19 protein-coding genes are annotated in these 18,227 nt (G+C 63.9%); 14 read left to right on the top strand and 5 right to left on the bottom strand.

The annotated features are described in order from the left end of the window. Positions 1-30 precede the first annotated feature (30 nt). From J3474_RS13450 to J3474_RS13420, 7 genes are all read left to right on the top strand, one after another. Positions 31-813 (top strand): TlyA family RNA methyltransferase, encoded by a 783-nt coding sequence (locus tag J3474_RS13450; RefSeq protein WP_013833202.1) that lies wholly within the window; start codon positions 31-33, stop codon positions 811-813. Between the two features lie 79 nt (positions 814-892). Next, positions 893-1,447, top strand: a complete 555-nt coding sequence (locus J3474_RS13445) for a TspO/MBR family protein (protein WP_207094522.1) — start codon at positions 893-895, stop codon at positions 1,445-1,447. Positions 1,448-1,488: 41 nt separating this feature from the next. Then, a complete protein-coding gene (locus tag J3474_RS13440; RefSeq protein ID WP_013833204.1) occupies positions 1,489-1,743 on the top strand; it encodes an accessory factor UbiK family protein in 255 nt (84 codons plus the stop codon). After that, positions 1,740-2,288 (top strand): hypothetical protein, encoded by a 549-nt coding sequence (locus tag J3474_RS13435; protein ID WP_207094521.1) that lies wholly within the window; start codon positions 1,740-1,742, stop codon positions 2,286-2,288. The genes J3474_RS13440 and J3474_RS13435 overlap by 4 nt, the downstream gene beginning before the upstream one ends. Positions 2,289-2,334: 46 nt before the next feature. Then, positions 2,335-2,934 carry a DNA repair protein RecO gene (locus J3474_RS13430; protein ID WP_207094520.1) on the top strand — a complete coding sequence of 200 codons (600 nt, stop codon included), beginning with the start codon at positions 2,335-2,337 and terminating at the stop codon, positions 2,932-2,934. A 26-nt stretch (positions 2,935-2,960) separates the two neighbouring features. Then, complete coding sequence (gene leuB, locus J3474_RS13425) at positions 2,961-4,004, top strand: 3-isopropylmalate dehydrogenase (RefSeq protein ID WP_013833207.1); 1,044 nt, start codon at positions 2,961-2,963, stop codon at positions 4,002-4,004. Positions 4,005-4,050: 46 nt separating this feature from the next. Next, positions 4,051-5,226 carry a glycosyltransferase family 2 protein gene (locus tag J3474_RS13420; protein ID WP_013833208.1) on the top strand — a complete coding sequence of 392 codons (1,176 nt, stop codon included), beginning with the start codon at positions 4,051-4,053 and terminating at the stop codon, positions 5,224-5,226. Between the two features lie 103 nt (positions 5,227-5,329). Here the strand turns inward: J3474_RS13420 and J3474_RS13415 are convergent, their stop codons facing one another. Continuing rightward, positions 5,330-6,610 carry a phospholipid carrier-dependent glycosyltransferase gene (locus tag J3474_RS13415; protein WP_207094519.1) on the bottom strand — a complete coding sequence of 427 codons (1,281 nt, stop codon included), beginning with the start codon at positions 6,608-6,610 and terminating at the stop codon, positions 5,330-5,332. A 131-nt stretch (positions 6,611-6,741) separates the two neighbouring features. Here J3474_RS13415 and J3474_RS13410 point away from each other — a divergent pair, with 131 nt between their 5' ends. The 4 genes from J3474_RS13410 (at position 6,742) to J3474_RS13395 (ending at position 10,737) form a co-directional block, all read left to right on the top strand. Next, positions 6,742-7,950 (top strand): PLP-dependent aspartate aminotransferase family protein, encoded by a 1,209-nt coding sequence (locus J3474_RS13410; protein WP_038576495.1) that lies wholly within the window; start codon positions 6,742-6,744, stop codon positions 7,948-7,950. Next, a complete protein-coding gene (locus tag J3474_RS13405; RefSeq protein ID WP_308632911.1) occupies positions 7,947-9,302 on the top strand; it encodes a PAS domain S-box protein in 1,356 nt (451 codons plus the stop codon). The genes J3474_RS13410 and J3474_RS13405 overlap by 4 nt, the downstream gene beginning before the upstream one ends. Positions 9,303-9,405: 103 nt before the next feature. Further along, positions 9,406-9,804 (top strand): Co2+/Mg2+ efflux protein ApaG, encoded by a 399-nt coding sequence (gene apaG / locus J3474_RS13400; protein WP_007011340.1) that lies wholly within the window; start codon positions 9,406-9,408, stop codon positions 9,802-9,804. A gap of 117 nt (positions 9,805-9,921) precedes the next feature. Then, positions 9,922-10,737 (top strand): LysR family transcriptional regulator, encoded by an 816-nt coding sequence (locus J3474_RS13395; RefSeq protein WP_013833213.1) that lies wholly within the window; start codon positions 9,922-9,924, stop codon positions 10,735-10,737. A 29-nt stretch (positions 10,738-10,766) separates the two neighbouring features. Here the strand turns inward: J3474_RS13395 and htpX are convergent, their stop codons facing one another. Further along, positions 10,767-11,663, bottom strand: a complete 897-nt coding sequence (gene htpX, locus J3474_RS13390; protein WP_173364731.1) for a zinc metalloprotease HtpX — start codon at positions 11,661-11,663, stop codon at positions 10,767-10,769. A 221-nt stretch (positions 11,664-11,884) separates the two neighbouring features. Between htpX and J3474_RS13385 the strand changes: the two genes are divergently transcribed. Then, on the top strand, positions 11,885-12,667 hold the full coding sequence (locus tag J3474_RS13385) for an enoyl-CoA hydratase-related protein (RefSeq protein ID WP_207094518.1): 783 nt from the start codon (positions 11,885-11,887) through the stop codon (positions 12,665-12,667). 12 nt (positions 12,668-12,679) lie between these two features. Here the strand turns inward: J3474_RS13385 and J3474_RS13380 are convergent, their stop codons facing one another. Beyond that, positions 12,680-13,696: a LacI family DNA-binding transcriptional regulator gene (locus tag J3474_RS13380; RefSeq protein ID WP_207094517.1), complete on the bottom strand. Its 1,017-nt coding sequence runs from the start codon at positions 13,694-13,696 to the stop codon at positions 12,680-12,682. Between the two features lie 152 nt (positions 13,697-13,848). Between J3474_RS13380 and J3474_RS13375 the strand changes: the two genes are divergently transcribed. Then, positions 13,849-15,039, top strand: coding sequence for an acyltransferase (locus J3474_RS13375; protein ID WP_013833217.1), 1,191 nt, complete (start codon positions 13,849-13,851; stop codon positions 15,037-15,039). Here the strand turns inward: J3474_RS13375 and J3474_RS13370 are convergent. Next, the gene (locus J3474_RS13370) at positions 15,036-15,830 is read right to left on the bottom strand and encodes an alpha/beta fold hydrolase (RefSeq protein WP_013833218.1); all 795 of its coding nucleotides are present in this window, start codon (positions 15,828-15,830) and stop codon (positions 15,036-15,038) included. The two genes, J3474_RS13375 and J3474_RS13370, sit on opposite strands and share 4 nt — an antisense overlap. Positions 15,831-15,856: 26 nt before the next feature. Further along, a complete protein-coding gene (locus J3474_RS13365) occupies positions 15,857-16,348 on the bottom strand; it encodes a flavin reductase family protein (RefSeq protein ID WP_207094516.1) in 492 nt (163 codons plus the stop codon). A gap of 388 nt (positions 16,349-16,736) precedes the next feature. On the opposite strand from J3474_RS13365, the gene J3474_RS13360 reads away from it, so the two are divergent. Further along, positions 16,737-18,161, top strand: coding sequence for an aldehyde dehydrogenase family protein (locus J3474_RS13360; RefSeq protein WP_207094515.1), 1,425 nt, complete (start codon positions 16,737-16,739; stop codon positions 18,159-18,161). The last annotated feature ends 66 nt before the right edge of the window (positions 18,162-18,227 follow it).

Raw genomic sequence — 18,227 nt, 5'->3', positions numbered from 1 at the left:
CAATCGCTCCATCTCAAGTACCCAGGCCCGATGACTGACCCATCTGCGCAACTATCTGTCGGAAAACCAAAGCCCGCCCCCAAGGCGCGCGTCGATCAGATGCTGGTCGACCGCGGGCTGGCGGAGAGTCGCACCCGCGCGCAGGCGCTGGTACTGGCCGGGCTCGTCTTTTCCGGGGAAACCAAGATTGCCAAGCCGGGGCAGAGCCTGCGCGGCGACATGCCGCTGGAAGTACGCGGCCGCGATCACCCCTGGGTTTCGCGCGGTGGCATCAAGCTTGCCCATGCCATCGAGCATTTCGGCCTGGATCCAGCCGATGCGGTGGCGATGGACATTGGCAGTTCGACCGGCGGCTTCACCGACGTCCTGCTGACGAATGGGGCGAGCCGGGTCTTTGCGGTCGATTCCGGGACCAACCAGCTCGCCTGGAAGCTGCGGCAGGACCCGCGGGTGACTGTCCTGGAGCAGACTTCCGCGCGCATTCTCACGCCTGAGCTTATCGATGCGCCCTGCAACTGGGTGGTTTGCGATGCCAGCTTCATCGGACTTGCCAAGGTTCTGGAAGTTCCCTTGCGCCTCGCAGCCCCCGATTGCCGGCTCGTCGCCCTGATCAAGCCGCAGTTCGAGGTCGGTCGCAACGAAGTGGGGAAGGGCGGCGTTGTCCGGGACCCAGCCCTGCATGAACGTGTCTGCGCCGAAGTGCGCACTTGGCTGGAGGGTGAAGGTTGGCAAGTAGAAGGCATTGTCGAAAGCCCGATCAAGGGGCCGGAAGGCAATGTGGAGTTTCTCGTTTCGGCACGCAGGGGCGTCTAACGATTGCACCTTTGCTCCAGCCGTTACACAAATTGCCTAATCTTCATGGTCTCTTGGTGATTCGGGGGTGAATGCGGGGATGAACCTGCTTGCTTCGTCAGGTCAGTTGCGTGCCAGTTTTGCGCGATGGGCTTTGGTCTTCGTGCCGGCACTTGTGCTGCTCGGCTTTCTTTCCGGCAAAATGGCCCAGAGCGGGCCGGACAATCCATGGTTCGCCGCCTTGGTGAAGCCCGAGGTCTATCCGCCACCGGCGGCCTTCGGCATCGTCTGGACCATACTGTACGTCCTGATGGGACTTGCGCTGGCGATGGTGGCTGCGGCTCGCGGAGCGCGGGGACGCGGTATTGCCGTGCTCGTCTTCACCGTGCAGTTCGCGCTGAATCTTGCGTGGTCTCCGATTTTCTTCGGTGCACATCAGATTACCGGCGGGCTGATCGTGATTGCATTGCTCGACGTGCTGGTCCTGCTTACGGCAGTCCTGTTCTATCGGGTCCGGCCGATCGCGGCGGCACTGCTGGTGCCGTATCTCGCCTGGATTTTCTTCGCGACTTACCTCAATTACGCGTTTCTCGAAGCCAATCCCAAGCTGGACGGCGTCGATGTTGCGCCTGCGGTTGAGCGTTTCGAGATCTGACCCCCCTTGCGCCGCGTTTCGGTGCGCACCATCATAGGGCCATGCAAAGCGAAAATCCCTTCATCGCCGACTTCGTCAAGATGATGAACAGCGCCGCCGGCACGTTTGCAGGCATGACGCGTGAGGCCCGTGATACCGCCAAGGAGCGCTTCAAGGAGCTCATGGGCGACATGGACTTCGTCAGTCGCGAGGAATTCGACGCCGTCAAGGAAATGGCTGCGACGGCGCGCGAGGAAACCGAGACGCTGAAGAAGCAGGTCGCGGCGCTCGAGGCCAAGCTCTCCGCCAAGGGTTGATCGGTCCATCGGACGCAGATCCGGTGCCCGCCTTTTACCTGACCTTGTACGGCATCGCTGCGCTGGTCCTTGGACTGGCGCTTGGCCGTCGTGCGCGCCTGCGCTGGCCGGACGCCATGCCGCGCTGGATGCCGGCGGCCGTGCTCGTGCCCGGTCTCCTGCCGCTTTCCTGGCATTTCCGGCGAATTTCCGACTTCGTCGCTCCGGTGTCCGGCATCATGGACCGCAGCGGCGCGGCTGCCGAACTGGAAGCGCTGGCGTTCGGCCTGCCATTCGCAGTCCTTGGCCTCTGGGGTCTCGCTATCCTCATCGCGCGGCGCCTGCCTGCCTTCGCAGCGCTGTTTCCGGGGCTGGCGACCTTGCTCTATTTTCTCGGTACGGCGCAGGCAGTGCCTCTCGTGGGAGAAGTCATCGCCGCGCGCCGGGACTGGCATGACCTGCTGATTGCCGCGCAGGTTCCGGCAAGTCTGGCCATCTGCGGTTTCCTGTGGGGCGCGCTTGGCCGTGCGGGGCTCTTCGCGCCCTGGTCCTTGCGGCGAAGGTGATCGCGCTCGGCTTGCCCCGGCCGATCAACCGTAGCACAGGGAAGCCATGCAGCTTCGCGCTCCCGCCATAGTCTGTTCCACGAGGCCGCACGGCGAAACGGCGGTGATTGCGCGCCTGCTGACACAGGAGAGCGGCATCGTTGCGGCTTACGTGGCAGGAGGCAGGGGGCGCAACCTGCGGCCCGTGGTCATTCCGGGCAACCTGGTCGATGCCGAGATCCGAGCACGATCGGAAAGCCAGTTGCCTTATGCGCGGCTCGAGCTTGTCGAGAGTCGCGGGCCTTGGCTGACCGAGCCCTTGCCTTCTGCCGCCATTTCCTGGGTCACCGCGCTCACCGCGATCGCCTTGCCCGAGCGGCATCCTTATCCCGCGCTTTACGATGCGCTCGAGGCCTTGCTCGATGCGATTTGCGTGGCGCCGTCCGCGCGCGGCTGGGCCTTGCCGCTGCTATCCTTCGAAGTGCTGCTGCTGCGCGAACTGGGCTACGGGGTGCCCGTGCCCCGGCCACAGGACGAGGATTGGGTCGCCGTTCTCGACACTTTCGACAGACTGGGACGTGAACTGGCAAGGTATCCGCTTGCTGATCGGCGCAGAGACGTTATGGCGGCGCGCGACCTGCTGCGTGAGCGGCTGGCACGTATCTGAAGCTACAAGACGAGTCTGGAGACGCCATGCGCATCGCGGTTTTTGCAGGAGACGGAATCGGCCCCGAGGTCACCGAACAGGCGGTCCGCGTGCTCGAGACGCTGGACCTGCCGGGCCTCGAACTGGTCGAAGGCGATGTCGGCGGCGCGGCCTATTACAAGCACGGACACCCGTTGCCGCAGCAGACTTTGGACATTGCCCGTTCGAGCGATGCGATCCTGTTCGGCGCCGTGGGCGATTTTTCCTGCGACAATCTTGAACGTCACCTGCGTCCGGAGCAGGCCATTCTCGGCCTGCGCAAGGAACTCGGCCTGTTCGCGAACCTGCGCCCGGCACGCGTTTTCCCGGGCCTTGAGGACCTGACGACGCTGCGCCGCGAAGTCGCGCAGACCATCGACCTGCTCATCGTTCGCGAACTCAACGGCGACGTCTACTTCGGCGAGAAGGGCATGCGTACGCTGGAAGACGGCCGCCGCCAGGGCTGGGACATGATGTCCTATGCCGAGGACGAGGTGCGCCGCATCGCCCATTCGGGATTCAAGGCCGCGATGACCCGCGGCAGGAAGCTGACTTCGGTCGACAAGGCCAACGTGCTGGAAACCTCGCAGCTGTGGCGTGACGTGGTGATCGAGGTTTCGGCCGAGTATCCCGAAGTCGAACTGAGCCACATGTACGTGGACAACGCGGCAATGCAGCTCGTCAAGAATCCGGGCCAGTTCGACGTCATCGTCACCGGCAACCTGTTCGGCGATATCCTGTCGGACCAGGCCAGCATGTGCGTCGGCTCGATCGGCCTGCTCGCCTCGGCATCGCTGGCTGAAGGCTCCTTCGGCCTTTATGAGCCGATCCACGGTTCCGCGCCGGACATCGCAGGCAAGAACCTTGCCAATCCGATGGCGACGATCCTTTCCGCGGCCATGCTGCTGCGCCATAGCCTTGGCCTCGAGGCCGAAGCGGCGCGGATCGAGGCCGCCGTGGCCAGGGCGCTTGCCGACGGCATCAAGGGCGGCGATCTTGGCGGCAGCGCCGGAACGCGGGAAATCGGTGACGCCGTCGTCGAACGGTTGTAACAGGCGCAGGACTTACCCAAGGTAGTCCATAAGAAACATGGGGCGCATGAACATTACTCGTTCCGATCTTGCTCAGGCCGTGGACGTTGCCGCGCAGCCGCTCGAGCTGGCTATCGTGCTGCCGACGTTCAATGAACGCGGCAACGTTGCCGGCATGGTCGAGCGGCTCGATGCCGCGCTCAAGGGCGTGGTCTGGGAAGCCATCTTCGTTGACGACAACAGCCCGGACGGGACTTCCGACGAGGCCCGTCGCCTTTCGTTGAAAGACCCGCGCGTGCGCTGCATCCAGCGCATCGGGCGTCGCGGCCTGGCGAGCGCAGCGATCGAGGGCATGTGTTCCACCGCAGCCCCGGTGGTGGCGGTGATGGATGCCGACCACCAGCACGATCCGGAACTGCTGCCCCAGATGCTCAAGGCCGTGCAGTCGGGCGAGTACGATCTCGCCTATGCCTCACGCTTTGCGGAAGGGGCGAGCACCGAGGCGTGGGGAAGGCCTGACCGCGTCAAGGCATCGGGCATTGCCAACAGGATCGCCAACAAGGTGACCGGCGTCGAACTGACCGACCCGATGAGCGGCTATTTCATGCTGCGCACGGAAACCTTGCGTGCAGACGCCCACCGCCTTTCGGGTGTGGGCTTCAAGATCCTTCTCGACATCCTTGCCACGGTCGATCGGCCGCTTCGGGTCAAGGAATTCCCCCTCCACTTCGCCGCCCGCGCGGAAGGCGAAAGCAAGCTGGATCAGACCGTCGTGTTCGAATTTCTCATTGGTCTTTACGACAAATGGCTCGGCCGCATCATTCCGACCCGCTTCGCGCTGTTCGGCACTGTCGGCGCAATGGGCGTGGTCGTCCAGCTAGCGGCGCTGTGGATGATGCTCCACGTCGTGTTCCGTGAGCGTTTCGTCTACGGCAACTGGTCGGAAAGCGCGACGTTCAACGTGGCGAACACCATCGCCGCCGTCGTCGCGATGACATTCAACTTCGTGCTCAACAACGAGCTGACCTATTCGGACAAGCGTCTGCGCGGCTTCGTGCCGCTGATGCGCGGCTGGGCGCAGTTCGGCGTGACCTGTTCGCTGGGCTTGCTGACCAATATCGGTTCGGCCGCCATGCTCAAGACGATGGGCTTCCATGACGTTGTCGCCGTCGTGACCGGCATCATCCTCGGCTCGGTTTGGAACTTCGCGCTGTCGTCCAAGTTCGTCTGGGGCAAGTACTGATCGCAGTACGGGGCTTCCCAAGCGCATAACCGACCTAGCGAAAGGTCGGGCAAACAAGGGCTCCGCGCGGCAATCGGCGGGGCCTTCTTTGTGACCCGCGATATCAGCGCCAGCCGGGCAGCCACATCCAGAAGTTGTAGACGTCCTTTGGCAGGGGCAGCCCCGAGAGGATCGGGAAGAACAGGACGAAAAAGCCGAGGGCGAGGACGAAAGTCCCTGTGCCCACGCGCTGCCAGCGTCCCTTGCTGGCCCACATGGCATCGAGGGCAAGCGCCAGAACCCCCATCAGGAAGGCACCGGGCAGCAGGTAGTGGTAATAGAACTGCACCGGCTTGGCGTTGTAGATCCACACGCCCAGCGTCGCGGCATAGAGCAGGACGAAGGCCAGCACGTCGTGGCGCTTCTGGTAGATCGCGGCGCCTATACCCCAGAGCAGGGCCAGCAGGCCGACCATCATCGAGAACGGATTGCCCAGCATGACGATGCCGCGCTGCGTATCCTTCATGGTCTCGAACAGGTACCAGATCACCCGCAGGTCGCCGACCCACTGGTACCACACGCTGCGGTAGGGATGGGGCTTTTTCACGCTTTCCTGCAAGCGCAGCATGTACTCGTGTTGCTTGAGGAAGCCGAAAGGCGAGACCGGACGGTCGGTGTAGAACATCGCCGGCGCGTAAGTGGCCCAGTAGACCGCGAGCGGGAACAGGCCGAGCCAGAAGGCCGCCTCGATCAGCGAGATGCCCTTGACCGGTCCACCCTTGGGGCGTCCGGCAAAGGTCAGGCCGTTTTCGCGAATCCACAGGATGAGGAAGCACAGGCCCGGCAGCATGACGGCCGGCGCGCTCGTCCACTTCGCTGCTATCGAGAGGCCCAGGGCGAGCCCTGAAAGCAGCAGCCTGAAGCGCCCGGCGGCTTTCGAACCGGACCGCAGGGCTGCCGCGAACTGCCACAGGCCGACCATGCACAGGCCCGCCTCGATCATGTCCAGCATGGCGATGCGGCTCTGGACGAACCACATGAAATTGGTCGCCAGCAGCATCATCGCCGCCAGCGTCGCTGCGCGGCGATGCGAGGCGTGCCACATCAGGCGGCCGAACCCGAGCAGGCCCAATGCGCCGAACAGCGCCGAGGGCAGTCTCCACCCGATCGGACGGTCGCCCAGGAAGTGGATAGAGGTGGCGATCACTTCCTTTGCGAACATCGGATGTTCGCGGTTCGCCGGGATCAGTTCCAGCAGCTTGAGCGAGGCCGGAACGTAGTGGATCTCGTCGAAATAGTATCGCCCCGGCAGGTCGATGCGCCAGAGCAACAGGGCAAGGAATCCGAGCGTGATGAAGAGGCACCAGCCGAGCGGATCACGGTCTTTGCGGGGGGTGAGCGGCATCGGCTTTGCGGGATAGGGGGGAACTTCCCCTCCTTCAAGGGGACGCCGAACTTGTGCGGTGGACGAAGGCACGCTGCAGGAGCGCTGCATTCGCTTGCGCTGCGCCTTGCGCGAATCTAGAGGCAGGAGCCATGAAACGCACTACCGGAATGGACCGAGCCAAGACCTCTCAATGGCGTCCCGCCACCCGCGCGATTCGCGGCGGTACATGGCGCTCGGAAATGGGTGAGACGAGCGAGGCGCTCTTCCTCACCTCGGGCTACTGCTACGACGATGCCGCGACGGTTGCCGCGCGCTTCGCCGGTGAGCAGGACGGCATGACCTACTCGCGCCTGCAGAACCCGACGGTGGCGATGCTCGAGGAACGCATTGCGTTGCTCGAAGGGGCCGAGGCGTGCCGTACACAGGCATCGGGCATGGCGGCGATGACCGCTGCGCTGCTTTGTCAGCTCTCGGCGGGCGATCACATGGTCTCGGCCCGCGCGGCCTTCGGTTCGTGCCGCTGGCTGGGCGACAGCCTGCTGCCGCGCTTCGGCATCGACGTGACCGTGATCGACGCAACCGACAATGCCGCATGGGAAGCGGCAATCCGCCCGAACACCAAGGTCTTCTTCTTCGAGACGCCCGCGAATCCCACGATGGACGTCGCCGACCTCGAGTACATCTGCGGCCTCGCCCGTTCGCGCGGGATCACTACCGTGATCGACAATGCCTTCTGCACGCCTGCACTGCAGCGTCCGCTGGAATGGGGCGCGGACGTCGTTGCCTATTCGGCCACCAAGCTGATGGACGGGCAGGGCCGCGTCCTGGCGGGCGCCGTGTGCGGCAGCGAGGAATTCATCAACGAGAAGCTGCTGCCCTTCCAGCGCAACACCGGGCCGAACCTTTCGCCGTTCAACGCCTGGGTCGTGCTCAAGGGTCTCGAGACGCTCGACATGCGTGCCAGGAAGCAGAGCGAGAATGCGCTCAAGGTCGGCGAGTTCGTTGCCGGACGCGTGCCGAAGATCCTGCATCCCTGGCTGGACGGCCATCCGGGCCAGGCTCTCGCGCACAAGCAGATGGATGCCTGCGGGCCGATCTTCAGCTTCGTGCTCGATGGCGGCCGAGAGCAGGCCCATGCCTTGCTCGATGCGTTGGAGCTCATCGATATTTCGAACAATATCGGCGATTCCCGGTCGCTCATGTGTCACCCGGCCTCGACCACCCATCACAACATGGGGCCGGAAGGCAGGGAGGCCATGGGCGTTTCGGAAGGCATGCTGCGCATCAATGTCGGGCTGGAAGATCCCGACGACCTGATCGAGGACCTCGACCAGGCCCTGGCCAAGGCAGGGCTCTGAGCCCGCTGTCCCTCGGCGCCGATCCGGCGGCACTGCTCGCCGCGATCGTCGAATCGACTGACGACGCGATTGTCGGCAAGTCGCTGGAGGGACGCATCCTGAGCTGGAATCACGCGGCCGAGCGTATCTTCGGATACAAAGCCGAGGAGATTGTCGGCCGCAACGTGCGCACGCTCATCCCGGCAGATCGGCAGGGTGAGGAAGACCGCATCATCGCGGCGATCACCCGGGGTGAGCGCATTCCCACCTTCGAGACGGTTCGCCTGCGCAAGGACGGCAGCGATGTTCACGTCGCGGTGACGGTTTCGCCGGTGCACGATGCGGGCGGCAATGTCGTTGGTGCGAGCAAGATCGCGCGCGAGATTACCGAGCGCAAGATGATGATGGCGCAGTTGCAGGAAAGCGAAGAACGCTTCCGCCTGCTGGCTGACAACATCTCGCAGCTTGCCTGGATCGCTGACAGCGAAGGCTGGATCTTCTGGTACAACAAGCGCTGGTTCGATTACACCGGGACCACGCTGGAGGCCATGCAGGGCTGGGGCTGGAAGGCCGTTCACCACCCCGACCATGTCGATCGCGTGGTCGAGCGCGTGCAGCACAGCTGGGACACCGGAGAGGACTGGGAGGACACCTTCCCCTTGCGCGGGGCTGACGGCCAATACCGCTGGTTCCTGTCCCGCGCCGTGCCGATCCGCGACGAGCGCGGCGGGATCATCTGCTGGTTCGGCACGAACACCGACGTTACCGAAATGCGCGATGCCGAGCAGCGGATCGAACTGCTGCTGCAGGAAGTCAATCACCGCTCCAAGAACATGCTGGCGATCATCCAGTCCCTCGCTCGTCGCGGCGATGCCAATGGGCCGGATTTCGTCAGGAAGCTGGAACAGCGCATCCAGGGGCTGGCTGCGAACCAGGATGTCCTTGTCCGGCGTTCGTGGTCGGACGTTCCGGTGCTGGAAATGGTCGAGGGCCAGTTGCGGTCACTGGGGGAGGCGCGCTCGCAGGTGATCTGCCAGGGAGAGACGGTCATGCTCTCTCCCGGTGCAGCCGAGGCGCTGGCCATGGCCACGCACGAGATGTGCACCAATGCCATGAAGTACGGTGCGCTCTCGGTGCCCAACGGGCAGGTCTTGATCGCGTGGCAGGTCGAAGGGGCGGGAGAGGGCGCGCGTTTTCGCATTTCCTGGACGGAGAGCGGCGGGCCGCCTGTGTCGCCACCCGCGCACCACGGCTTCGGATCGCGTATCATCGTCGATGTGCCGCGCGTGAAGCTCGATGCCGAGATCGAGACGAGCTATCGCCCGGAGGGGTTTCGCTGGTCGCTCGACTGCGGCTTCGCTTCGATTAGCTGATTTTGGGGCGGGGCGCAGGCCGCGCGGGGCAGGCAGTGCATTGCAGGAAACGCCGGTCAGGCAGTTGTCTCCGCGATCATTCGCCGTTAGGCTGGCGGCTGTCATGAAGGAACTGTTCCAACATACGGCAATAACCGATGGCGTCACCGTTCGCGTGGCCGTCAATTTCCTGCCCGAACAATCGCGTATCGAGGCGGGGAAATGGTTCTGGGTCTATCACATCCGGATCGAGAACCACTCGGACCAGCCCCTTCAGCTTCTCACCCGCCACTGGCGCATCACCGATGGCAAGGGTGAAGTGAATGTCGTGGACGGCGATGGCGTGGTTGGCGAACAGCCGGTCATCGCGCCGGGCGGCAGTCACGATTACGTCTCGGGTTGCCCTTTGGCGACGCCGCAAGGGAGCATGGAAGGGCATTATGTCTTCCAGGGCGCAGACGGGCGCGAGGTGAAGGCGCTGATCCCGTTCTTCCCGCTTGCGGCACCGGCAACCGCGGGCTGAGCGAAGCGGGCCTGTCCGTTTCGATCCGGGTTGACTTGCTGGTGGCAAAGTCCTGCCTTGACCGACGTTACGCAAACTTCATTGCCCCCGCCGCCTGCGAGGCATAGGTAGCATTCCATGAAGCGAACGCACTTGCCCCTCAATGCCTTGCGAGTCTTCGATGCGGCAGCCCGGCACTTGTCCTTCACGCGCGCGGCCGACGAACTGGCGGTTACACCCGCTGCCGTGGGCCAGCAGATCCGTGCGCTGGAAGACCTGCTTGGCGTCGTTCTGTTCCGCCGTACGAGCAAAGGCCTGGAACTGACTGAGGAGGCCGGATCGGGCCTTGCCGCCCTGCGCACCGGGTTCCTGCATTTCGAGGATGCGGTGCAGACGATGCAGGCGGGCCAGTCGAGCCACGTCTATACGATTGCGGCCCCGCGCGAATTCTTCGCGGCCTGGCTCGCGCCGCGTCTCGCCGCGTTCCGCGCAGCAAACCCGCAAGTGCGCTATGTCATCGTCGATGGCGAGATGACCGATTTCACCGAAGCCAATCTCGACCTCGCGGTGCGCTGGACCGACGGGCCGGGCGATCTGGAAGGTATCGCGCTGGCGCCTGCGGAATGGGCCGAGATCGGCGCGGGTGACTGGATTGGCTGGCCGGGAGATCCTTTCCCCGGCAGCGACGGCGAGATTGCGGACAAGGACAGCGAAGAGGACAAGCCCCCGATCACGGTAAGCGATGCCGGGCAGGCCGTGGCCGCCGCCGTCGCCGGGCTGGGCCGGGCACGGGTTCCCGCGCTTCTGGCCGAAGGGCTCGTCGGGCAGGGCCGCAAGGATCTCGTCCACACCGTCACCCCGTGTCGCAGGGGCTACTGGCTCGTTGCGCCGCTGCCGCAGTGGCGGCAGAAGAAAGTGCGCGCTCTGGTCAGTGCGATTACCGGGACCGACTAAGTCTCACCGCGACTGCGGATCGCGACATGTCAGCCGCGCCGATTGGGGTCGAGCGCGGACCGCGAGCCGCGCGTGGTCGCTGCAACGCGGTCAGGCGTCGGGCCGGAGCCTTCAAGCGCCATCAGCGCGGCAATGCGCTTTTCGGTGGCCGGGTGCGTCGAGAACAAGTCCGAGATTCCGGTGGGCACGATGTAGAGCTGAGCGGCGGCAGGGTTGCCTTGCGCCGCATGGCTGGGGATCGCGCGGGCGGGGCCGGCTATCTTGGAAAGCGCCGAGGCGAGCGCGCGCGGATCGCCCGAGATCTCGGCCGAGGCGCGGTCGGCGCCATATTCCCGGGTGCGGCTGATCGCCATCTGCACGATCATCGCCGCGAAGGGCGCCATGAGCATCGCGGCGATGGCGGCAAAGGGGCTGACCCGGTCGTTTCCACGCCCGCCGAAGAACAGGCCGAAATTGGCGATCATTGAAATCGCGCCGGCAATTGTGGCAACCATGGTCATGATCAGGGTGTCGCGGTTGCGGACATGGCCAAGCTCGTGCGCCATGACGGCGGCGACTTCATCTTGGTTCAGCATGTCGAGCAGGCCGGTCGTCGCCGCGACGGCCGCGTTCTCGGGATTGCGGCCGGTGGCGAAGGCATTCGGGTTGGCACTGTCGACGATATAGACGCGCGGCATAGGCAGGCCGGCCCGCTGTGAGAGATCGGCTATCATCCCGTAGAACTGCGGGGCCGACCGCGCATCGACCTCGCGCGCATTGTGCATGCGCAGGACGATCTTGTCGGCGTTCCAGAAGGTGAAAAGGTTCATGCCCGCCGCCGCGACAAGCGCGATCATCGCCCCGCCGCTGCCGCCGAACATGTAGCCCAGCCCCATGAACAGCGCCGTCAGCGCCGCCAGCAGCATGGCCGTTTTCAATCCGTTCACTTCACCTGTCTCCAGACATTGAAACCCTGCCGATGATCTAGGCACGGCAGGTGCGAAATCAATGTCGCGAGCCCCTTGGAAACATCGTCTTGCAACACCGAAACATCGCGCTTCACGGCGATCCGCACTTGCCTTGACCTCCCCTATCGCACAGTTGCCGAGCGACAGGCTATCGCGAAGAGCCTGAAAGCCATGCGCAGGTTGCAAGACTGGGAGTTGAAATGACCTACAAGCACATCCTTTTCAGCCTCGAATATGGCGTAGCCCGGATCTCGCTGAACGATCCCAAGTCGATGAACGGCGTGACTGAGGACATGGGCCGCGAGATGGTCGACGCGCTCGACCGTGCCGCGCAGGATGCGCGGGCCGTGGTGATCACCGGGGAGGGCAAGGGCTTCTGTTCGGGCGCGAACCTGACGGCCGCGCAGGACATGTTGACCGACCCGATGCGCGATGTCGGCGGGCAGCTCGACCGTGCCTTCAACCCCGTGATTTTGGCGATCAAGTCGATGGAGCAACCAGTCATCACCGCCATTCGGGGGCCCGCCGCAGGCTTCGGCGCGGGTCTTGCAGCGGCAGGCGACATTGTGATGCTGTCGGAAAATGCCTACTTCTTCTGCGCCTTCTGCCATGTGGGCCTGGTGCCCGATGGCGGCGCCACCTACCTGCTAAGTCAGGCGGTGGGCCGGGTTCGCGCCACGCAGATGATGCTCCTGGGCGAAAAGGTCGACGCCAGGACGGCGCTGGACTGGGGGCTGGCGACCAGGGTGGTGCCCGATGAGGAACTGGACGAGGCGGCGATGAAGCTTGCGCGGCAGCTTGCCGCAGGTCCGCGCTCGCTCGGCCTCATCAAGCGGATGGCCTGGGAGGCCCTCGATTCCGGTTTGGAAAGCGCGCTTCAGGCCGAACGCGTCAACCAGCGCGCGGCAGGCCGCACCGAGGATTTCCTTGAGGGCGTCAATTCCTTCATCGAAAAACGCAAGCCGGCCTTCAAGGGCCGCTGATCGTTCCGCGCCTCAGGATGCTCCCGCCTTATCTTCGAGCGGGAGTACCGAATTGCGGATGACCAGGTCTGCCTTGAGCTCAGGTGCGCCCTCGGCCTCCATAACCGGTCCGCGAATGCGTGCGACCGCTTCCTGTGCCATGGCGGCCCAGGGAATGTGCATGGAGGTGAGCGCCGGCCAGATTTTCGCCGCGAGCGGCGTGTCGTCGAATCCGACAACCGAAATGGCATCCGGGACCATGAGGCCCGAGTGTTGGGCGGTCTGGATGACCCCGGCCGCCATTTCGTCGTTGCAGGCGATGATGGCGCTAGGGCGCGGGCTGACTTCGAGCAGCAGGCGGCCCGCCTCCATTCCGGATTCGAATGAGTTGTCGCCTGCAGCGATGAGCGCGGGGCCGCGATCGAGGTCATGGTCGGCCATCGCGTCGAGATAGCCCAGTTCGCGCTGCTGTGCGGTCAGCGAGGACTCCGGGCCGCTGACCAGGCCGATGCGCGTGTGGCCCAGCCGGATGAGCCAGGCGACCAGCCCGGACATGGCGGAGCGGTCGTCGCAGGCAAGGCCATGTTCCCCGCGCACGCGGCCGAGGCGCACGCAGCGCGTTTCAGTCTCGTCACACAGCTGGGCCAGTTCCTCGCTCTCGGACAGGGGCGGCAGCAGGACGATCCCGGTGGGGCGGTGCTGGTCGATGAAGCTGCGCAGGCGGGTGAGCGGATCGCCTTCGACCGGGCGAAGAACGAGTGAGAACTCGCTGCCCTCCATGCCGCGCAGCATTCCGCGTTCGACCGCTTCGAGGATGCCGCGATCCGAGCCGTCGTGGACGAGGGCGATCAGCGGGTTGCGCCCCCGGGCCAGCGCCCGCGCCTGCGCGTTGGGCACGAAACCCGTCTCGGCGATGATTGCCTCGACCTTGGTACGGGTTTCCTCGCTCACCAGTGGCGACTGGTTGATGACGCGGCTGATCGTTTTCTTAGAAACGCCCGACAAGCGAGCGATGTCGTTGATCGTGATGCGGGAGGAGGGGATGTGCATGGCGCGAGTGTATAACCCATTGTTACCGGTTACCAAGTCGCTGGATCGCGGTTTCAACTGGGATCTGGCACGGGGCTGTTACAAGCGAAAGATTGCAGAAACCCGCCATCGCGCGTAAGGGCGCACGGTTTCTGCCATTGCATCGGACCGTGATGAAGCCTGCCTCGACGCAACGCCACTATGGAATGGACTGGCTGCGCATCGGCGCTTTCGTCCTGCTCATCTTCTACCATGTCGGCTACAATTTCACGCCTTGGGGCTATCAGACGCCCACGCGCGGCGTAGTCGGCTGGGCTGAGATTCCGCTGCTGGGCCTGAGTGCATGGCGGCTCTCTCTGCTGTTCGCGATCTCCGGCTATGCGAGCGCGGCGCTGCTTGGCAAGGACGGCAGTACCGGCGCATTTTTCCGGAGCCGACTGGCGCGACTGGGTATTCCGCTGGTCTTCGGCCTGATCGTGGTTGTGCCGCCGCAACCCTACATGGGGCTGGTCAATTCCGGCTACGAGCACGGCTATCTCTACTACCTGCTCCACGACGCCTTCTCCTTCCGCACCGTGCGCTACGAATATGTGCCCCGGGTGATGCACTTGTGGTTCGTGGTCTACCTGCTCGCCTATACCGTGCTGTTCTGCGGTTTGCGCGCAGTGCTGCCCGAAGCGCTTCGTACGAAGATCCATGCCGCTGCCGAGAAAGCGCTGGCAGGTCCCATGCTGCTGCCACTTGGGATCGTCTTCGTCTATCTGGTGCGCGAGTACCTGCCGTTCGGCTGGACCGACATGCACAGCATCCTCGTCGACCGGGCCGCGCACCTGCATTACCTGGCGATGTTCCTGTTCGGCTTCCTGCTGCGAGAGTCCGACGCCGTGAGGCAAGCGATCGCGCGGCAGTGGAAGGTCGCGGCGGTACTTGCCACGGCCGGTTTCATCTGGGCTGCAGGCAATGCCTATCTTTATCCCGGCAATATTCCGACGCCGCGCGAATGGCAGGCGCCGCTCTATTTCGCCAAGGCCGTCCAGAGCTGGAGCACGATCATCGCCCTGTTCGGGATCGCGGATCGCTTCTGGAACCGCGATGCGCGCTGGCGTGCGACATTGGCCGAGGCCGTGTTCCCGGTCTACATCGCGCACCAGACGATCATGGTCTTCGTCAGCTACTGGCTGCGCGACAAGGGGCTGACTGCCTTGCCCGAATTCCTGCTGCTGTGCAGTTCGGTCGCGCTGGGGTCCTGGATGTTCTACCTGATCGGCCGGGAAATCGGCCCGCTCCGTCCGCTCATCGGGCTCAAGCGGCAGAAGTCCGTCAAGCGGGTGCAGCCGGCCGAGCCGGCGCTCGCTTCGGTCTAGTCAGACAGGAAATCGACGATGTCCCGGGCGATTCGGCCCGGGATCTCGAAGTTCAGCATATGCCCGGCGTCGGCATGGTCGATCCGGGTTACTTGCGGACCTAGTGCCGAAATTGCATCGCCGATCAGCCTGAAATCCTCGGTGTCGAGCGCACCGGTCAACAAAAGTGTCGGCACGGCCAGGAGGCCCAGGCGATCGAGGTCGGGCAGGGCCTGGTGCTGGTTATCCTCAATCCACTGATGACCGTGGAAGGCTGCGATCGAGGCCTTTAGGGCAGAGGCGGCTGCGCCCTTGCGGGTACTTTCGAACAGCGGGTGTTGCCACCACAGCTCTCGGGCGCTGGCGATGTCACCGGAACGTGCGGCGCGCCCGATCTGCTTCCAGCGTTCGATCCAGTCTTCGGACCACGACCAGCCCACCATCAGCGGGCTTACCAGGATCAGGCGACGCACGCGGTTGGGGTGATCCAGTGCGAAGTTGAGGGCGGTGGCTCCGCCCAGCGACATTCCGCAAAGGTCGACCTGTGCAAGGCCCAGCGCATCGAGGAGAGCGAGAAGATCGTGGCCGTGGGAATAGGTCCTGCCCGCAGGCGCCGACGATTCCCCGAAACCGCGCTGGTCGTAGGCGATCAGCGCAAGCTTTGAGGGCAAGTCTTCGATCAGGCCCTGCCAGTCGCGGTGCGATGCTCCGAACCCGTGAATGAGGACGAGCGGTGTACCTTCGCCATCGCGCCTGACGCCTGCAAGCGTGGCGCCGTCATCGGTCTCGACGGAAAATGACTCAAGGGGCATGGCCGTCTTGTCCTCTCTCGTGCCTGTTACATCCTTTCGGCGAAACCGCCGTAGCGACCGCGGTGGAACAGCATCGGGTCATCTTCGCGCACGGTTTCCATGCGCAGGATTTCGCCCATGACGAACCAGTGGTCGCCCGCCTCGGTCACCGAATAGAGTCGGCATTCGATGGAAGCGATGGAATTGGCAATCACCGGCAGGTCATGGTCGGAGATCGCGTATTCCACGCCGACGAACTTCTCGTCGCCCTTGGCGCTGGCCGATCGGCACACGTCCTGTTGGTCGCTGGCCATGACATTGACGCAGAAGCGTCCGGCCTTTTCGATCAGGGGCCAGGAGGTCGACTTCTTGTCGGGAAAGAAGCCGACCAGTGGTGGATCGAGCGAAACCGAAGTGAACGAGCCCACTACCATGCCTGCGACCTTGTCTCCATCAAGGGACGTGACGACGCAGACGCCGGTCGGATAGCTGCCAAGGACCTTGCGGAAATCGGCCGGGTCGATCGTTGTCTCACTCACGCAATTACATCCTTCCTCGCGGCTTGTGCGGGCGCCGCACTTGATATTTTCCAATGTTCGTCTGCGTAAGGAACCGGCGGCCAGCCGTCGCGGTGCCTAGCGCACAAAGACATCGGCGCCGTCCTGCCTGTTCGCGGCTGAAGGGACAAGGGGGGAAAGATGCATCAATGCCGGCGAGCGGCAATGTGACGCCCCCCATTGACTGAAAGGCCAAGCTCCCCATATTTAATCGCGCGATTAAGAAACTTGATCTGGCTCCACCAAAAGGGCAGGGGACGAGCCTGTGGCACATGGCCTAACGAGCTTTGGCCAGACAGCCGGCGCACGGTGTGCGCACGCGGGAACGGACTGTCGGAGGCTCGTGTGGTTACACTAGGGAAGATGCAAAATGGCTACTGCTGAAATGATCGCCGAAACGCCTGTCGCCGCCGAGGTGGCGGAACTGATTGCGCGCTCGCGCGCAGCCCAGGCGCAGATCGAAAATGCGACCCAGGAACAGGTCGACCACTGGATCCGGGGCATGGTCTATGCCGTGTGCAAGCCGGGTCTGGCCGAGGAAATCGCCCAGGAAACGGTCGATGAGACGCAGCTCGGCAACTACGAAGGCAAGTTCAAGAAGATCTTCGTGAAGACCCGCGCCACGCTGATGGATATCATCGACGACAAGTCGGTGGGCGTGATCGAGGAAGATCGCGAGCGCAACATCGTCAAGATCGCCAAGCCGGTCGGCGTGATCGGTGCGCTTTCGCCCTCGACCAATCCGGAAGCGACCCCGGTCATCAAGGCGATCAGCGCGGTCAAGGGCCGCAACTCGATCATCATCTGCCCGCACCCGCGTGCCAAGCTGATCAACGCGAAGATCTGCAACCTGATGCGCGAAGCGCTGGTCAAGATGGGCGCGCCGGCGGACCTCGTGATCCCGATCGAGCAGCCTTCGGTCGAAAAGACCAATGAAGTGATGAAGCAGTGCGACCGCATCCTTGCCACCGGCGGTTCGGCCATGGTGACCGCGGCCTACAGCTCGGGCACTCCGGCGCTCGGCGTGGGCGTCGGCAATGCCGTGATCACCGTCGACGAGACGGCAGATCTCGACGATGCGGCTGAGAAGATCCTCATCTCCAAGACCCTCGACTATGCAGCCTCCTGTTCGTCGGACAACTCGGTGATCCTGCTCGATGTCATCTACGACAAGATGCTCGCCAAGCTGCAGGAGAAGGGGGGGCTCGTCCTCGACAACGAGCAGAAGGGCAAGCTGCAGAAGGCGATCTGGGAAGACGGCGAGCACATCAACGCCAAGGTCGTGGCGCAGTCGCCGCAGTTCATCGCCAATTATGCCGGCTTCGAGATCCCCGAGGCGACCAAGTTCTTCATCGTGCCCGAAACCGGCGCAGGCAAGGACCATCCCTTCTCGGGCGAGAAGATGACCGTGACCATGGCGCTCTACCGCGCCAGGGACATCGACGAGGCGATCGCGCTGACCAACGCCATCCAGGCCTACCAGGGCCAGGGCCATTCCTGCGGGATCTACTCCAGTTCGGACGAGAACATCATGAAGCTGGCCAAGGGCACGCGGACCAGCCGCGTCATGGTCAACCAGCCGCAGGCGGCATCGAACTCGGGCAACCTGTGGAACGGCATGCGCCAGACCTTCTCGCTGGGCTGCGGCTCGTGGGGCGGCAACGGCACCAACAACAACGTGACCTGGCGCGATCTCATCAATGAGACCTGGGTCTCCAAGCCCCTCGAGCAGACCAAGACAATCCCGTCGGACGAGGAACTGTTCGGCAAGGACATCATCGAGACGATCGGCTGACACTTTTGCGGCAACCGTACGGGATCGGGGCGCGTTCCCGGTCCTGTACGAACCGTCTGAGGAGCA

Origin of the sequence: Novosphingobium sp. PY1, assembly GCF_017312445.1 — a bacterium.
Classification (GTDB): domain Bacteria; phylum Pseudomonadota; class Alphaproteobacteria; order Sphingomonadales; family Sphingomonadaceae; genus Novosphingobium.
Note: the sequence above shows the minus strand (reverse complement) of the source record. Positions and strands in the feature narration are given on the sequence as shown.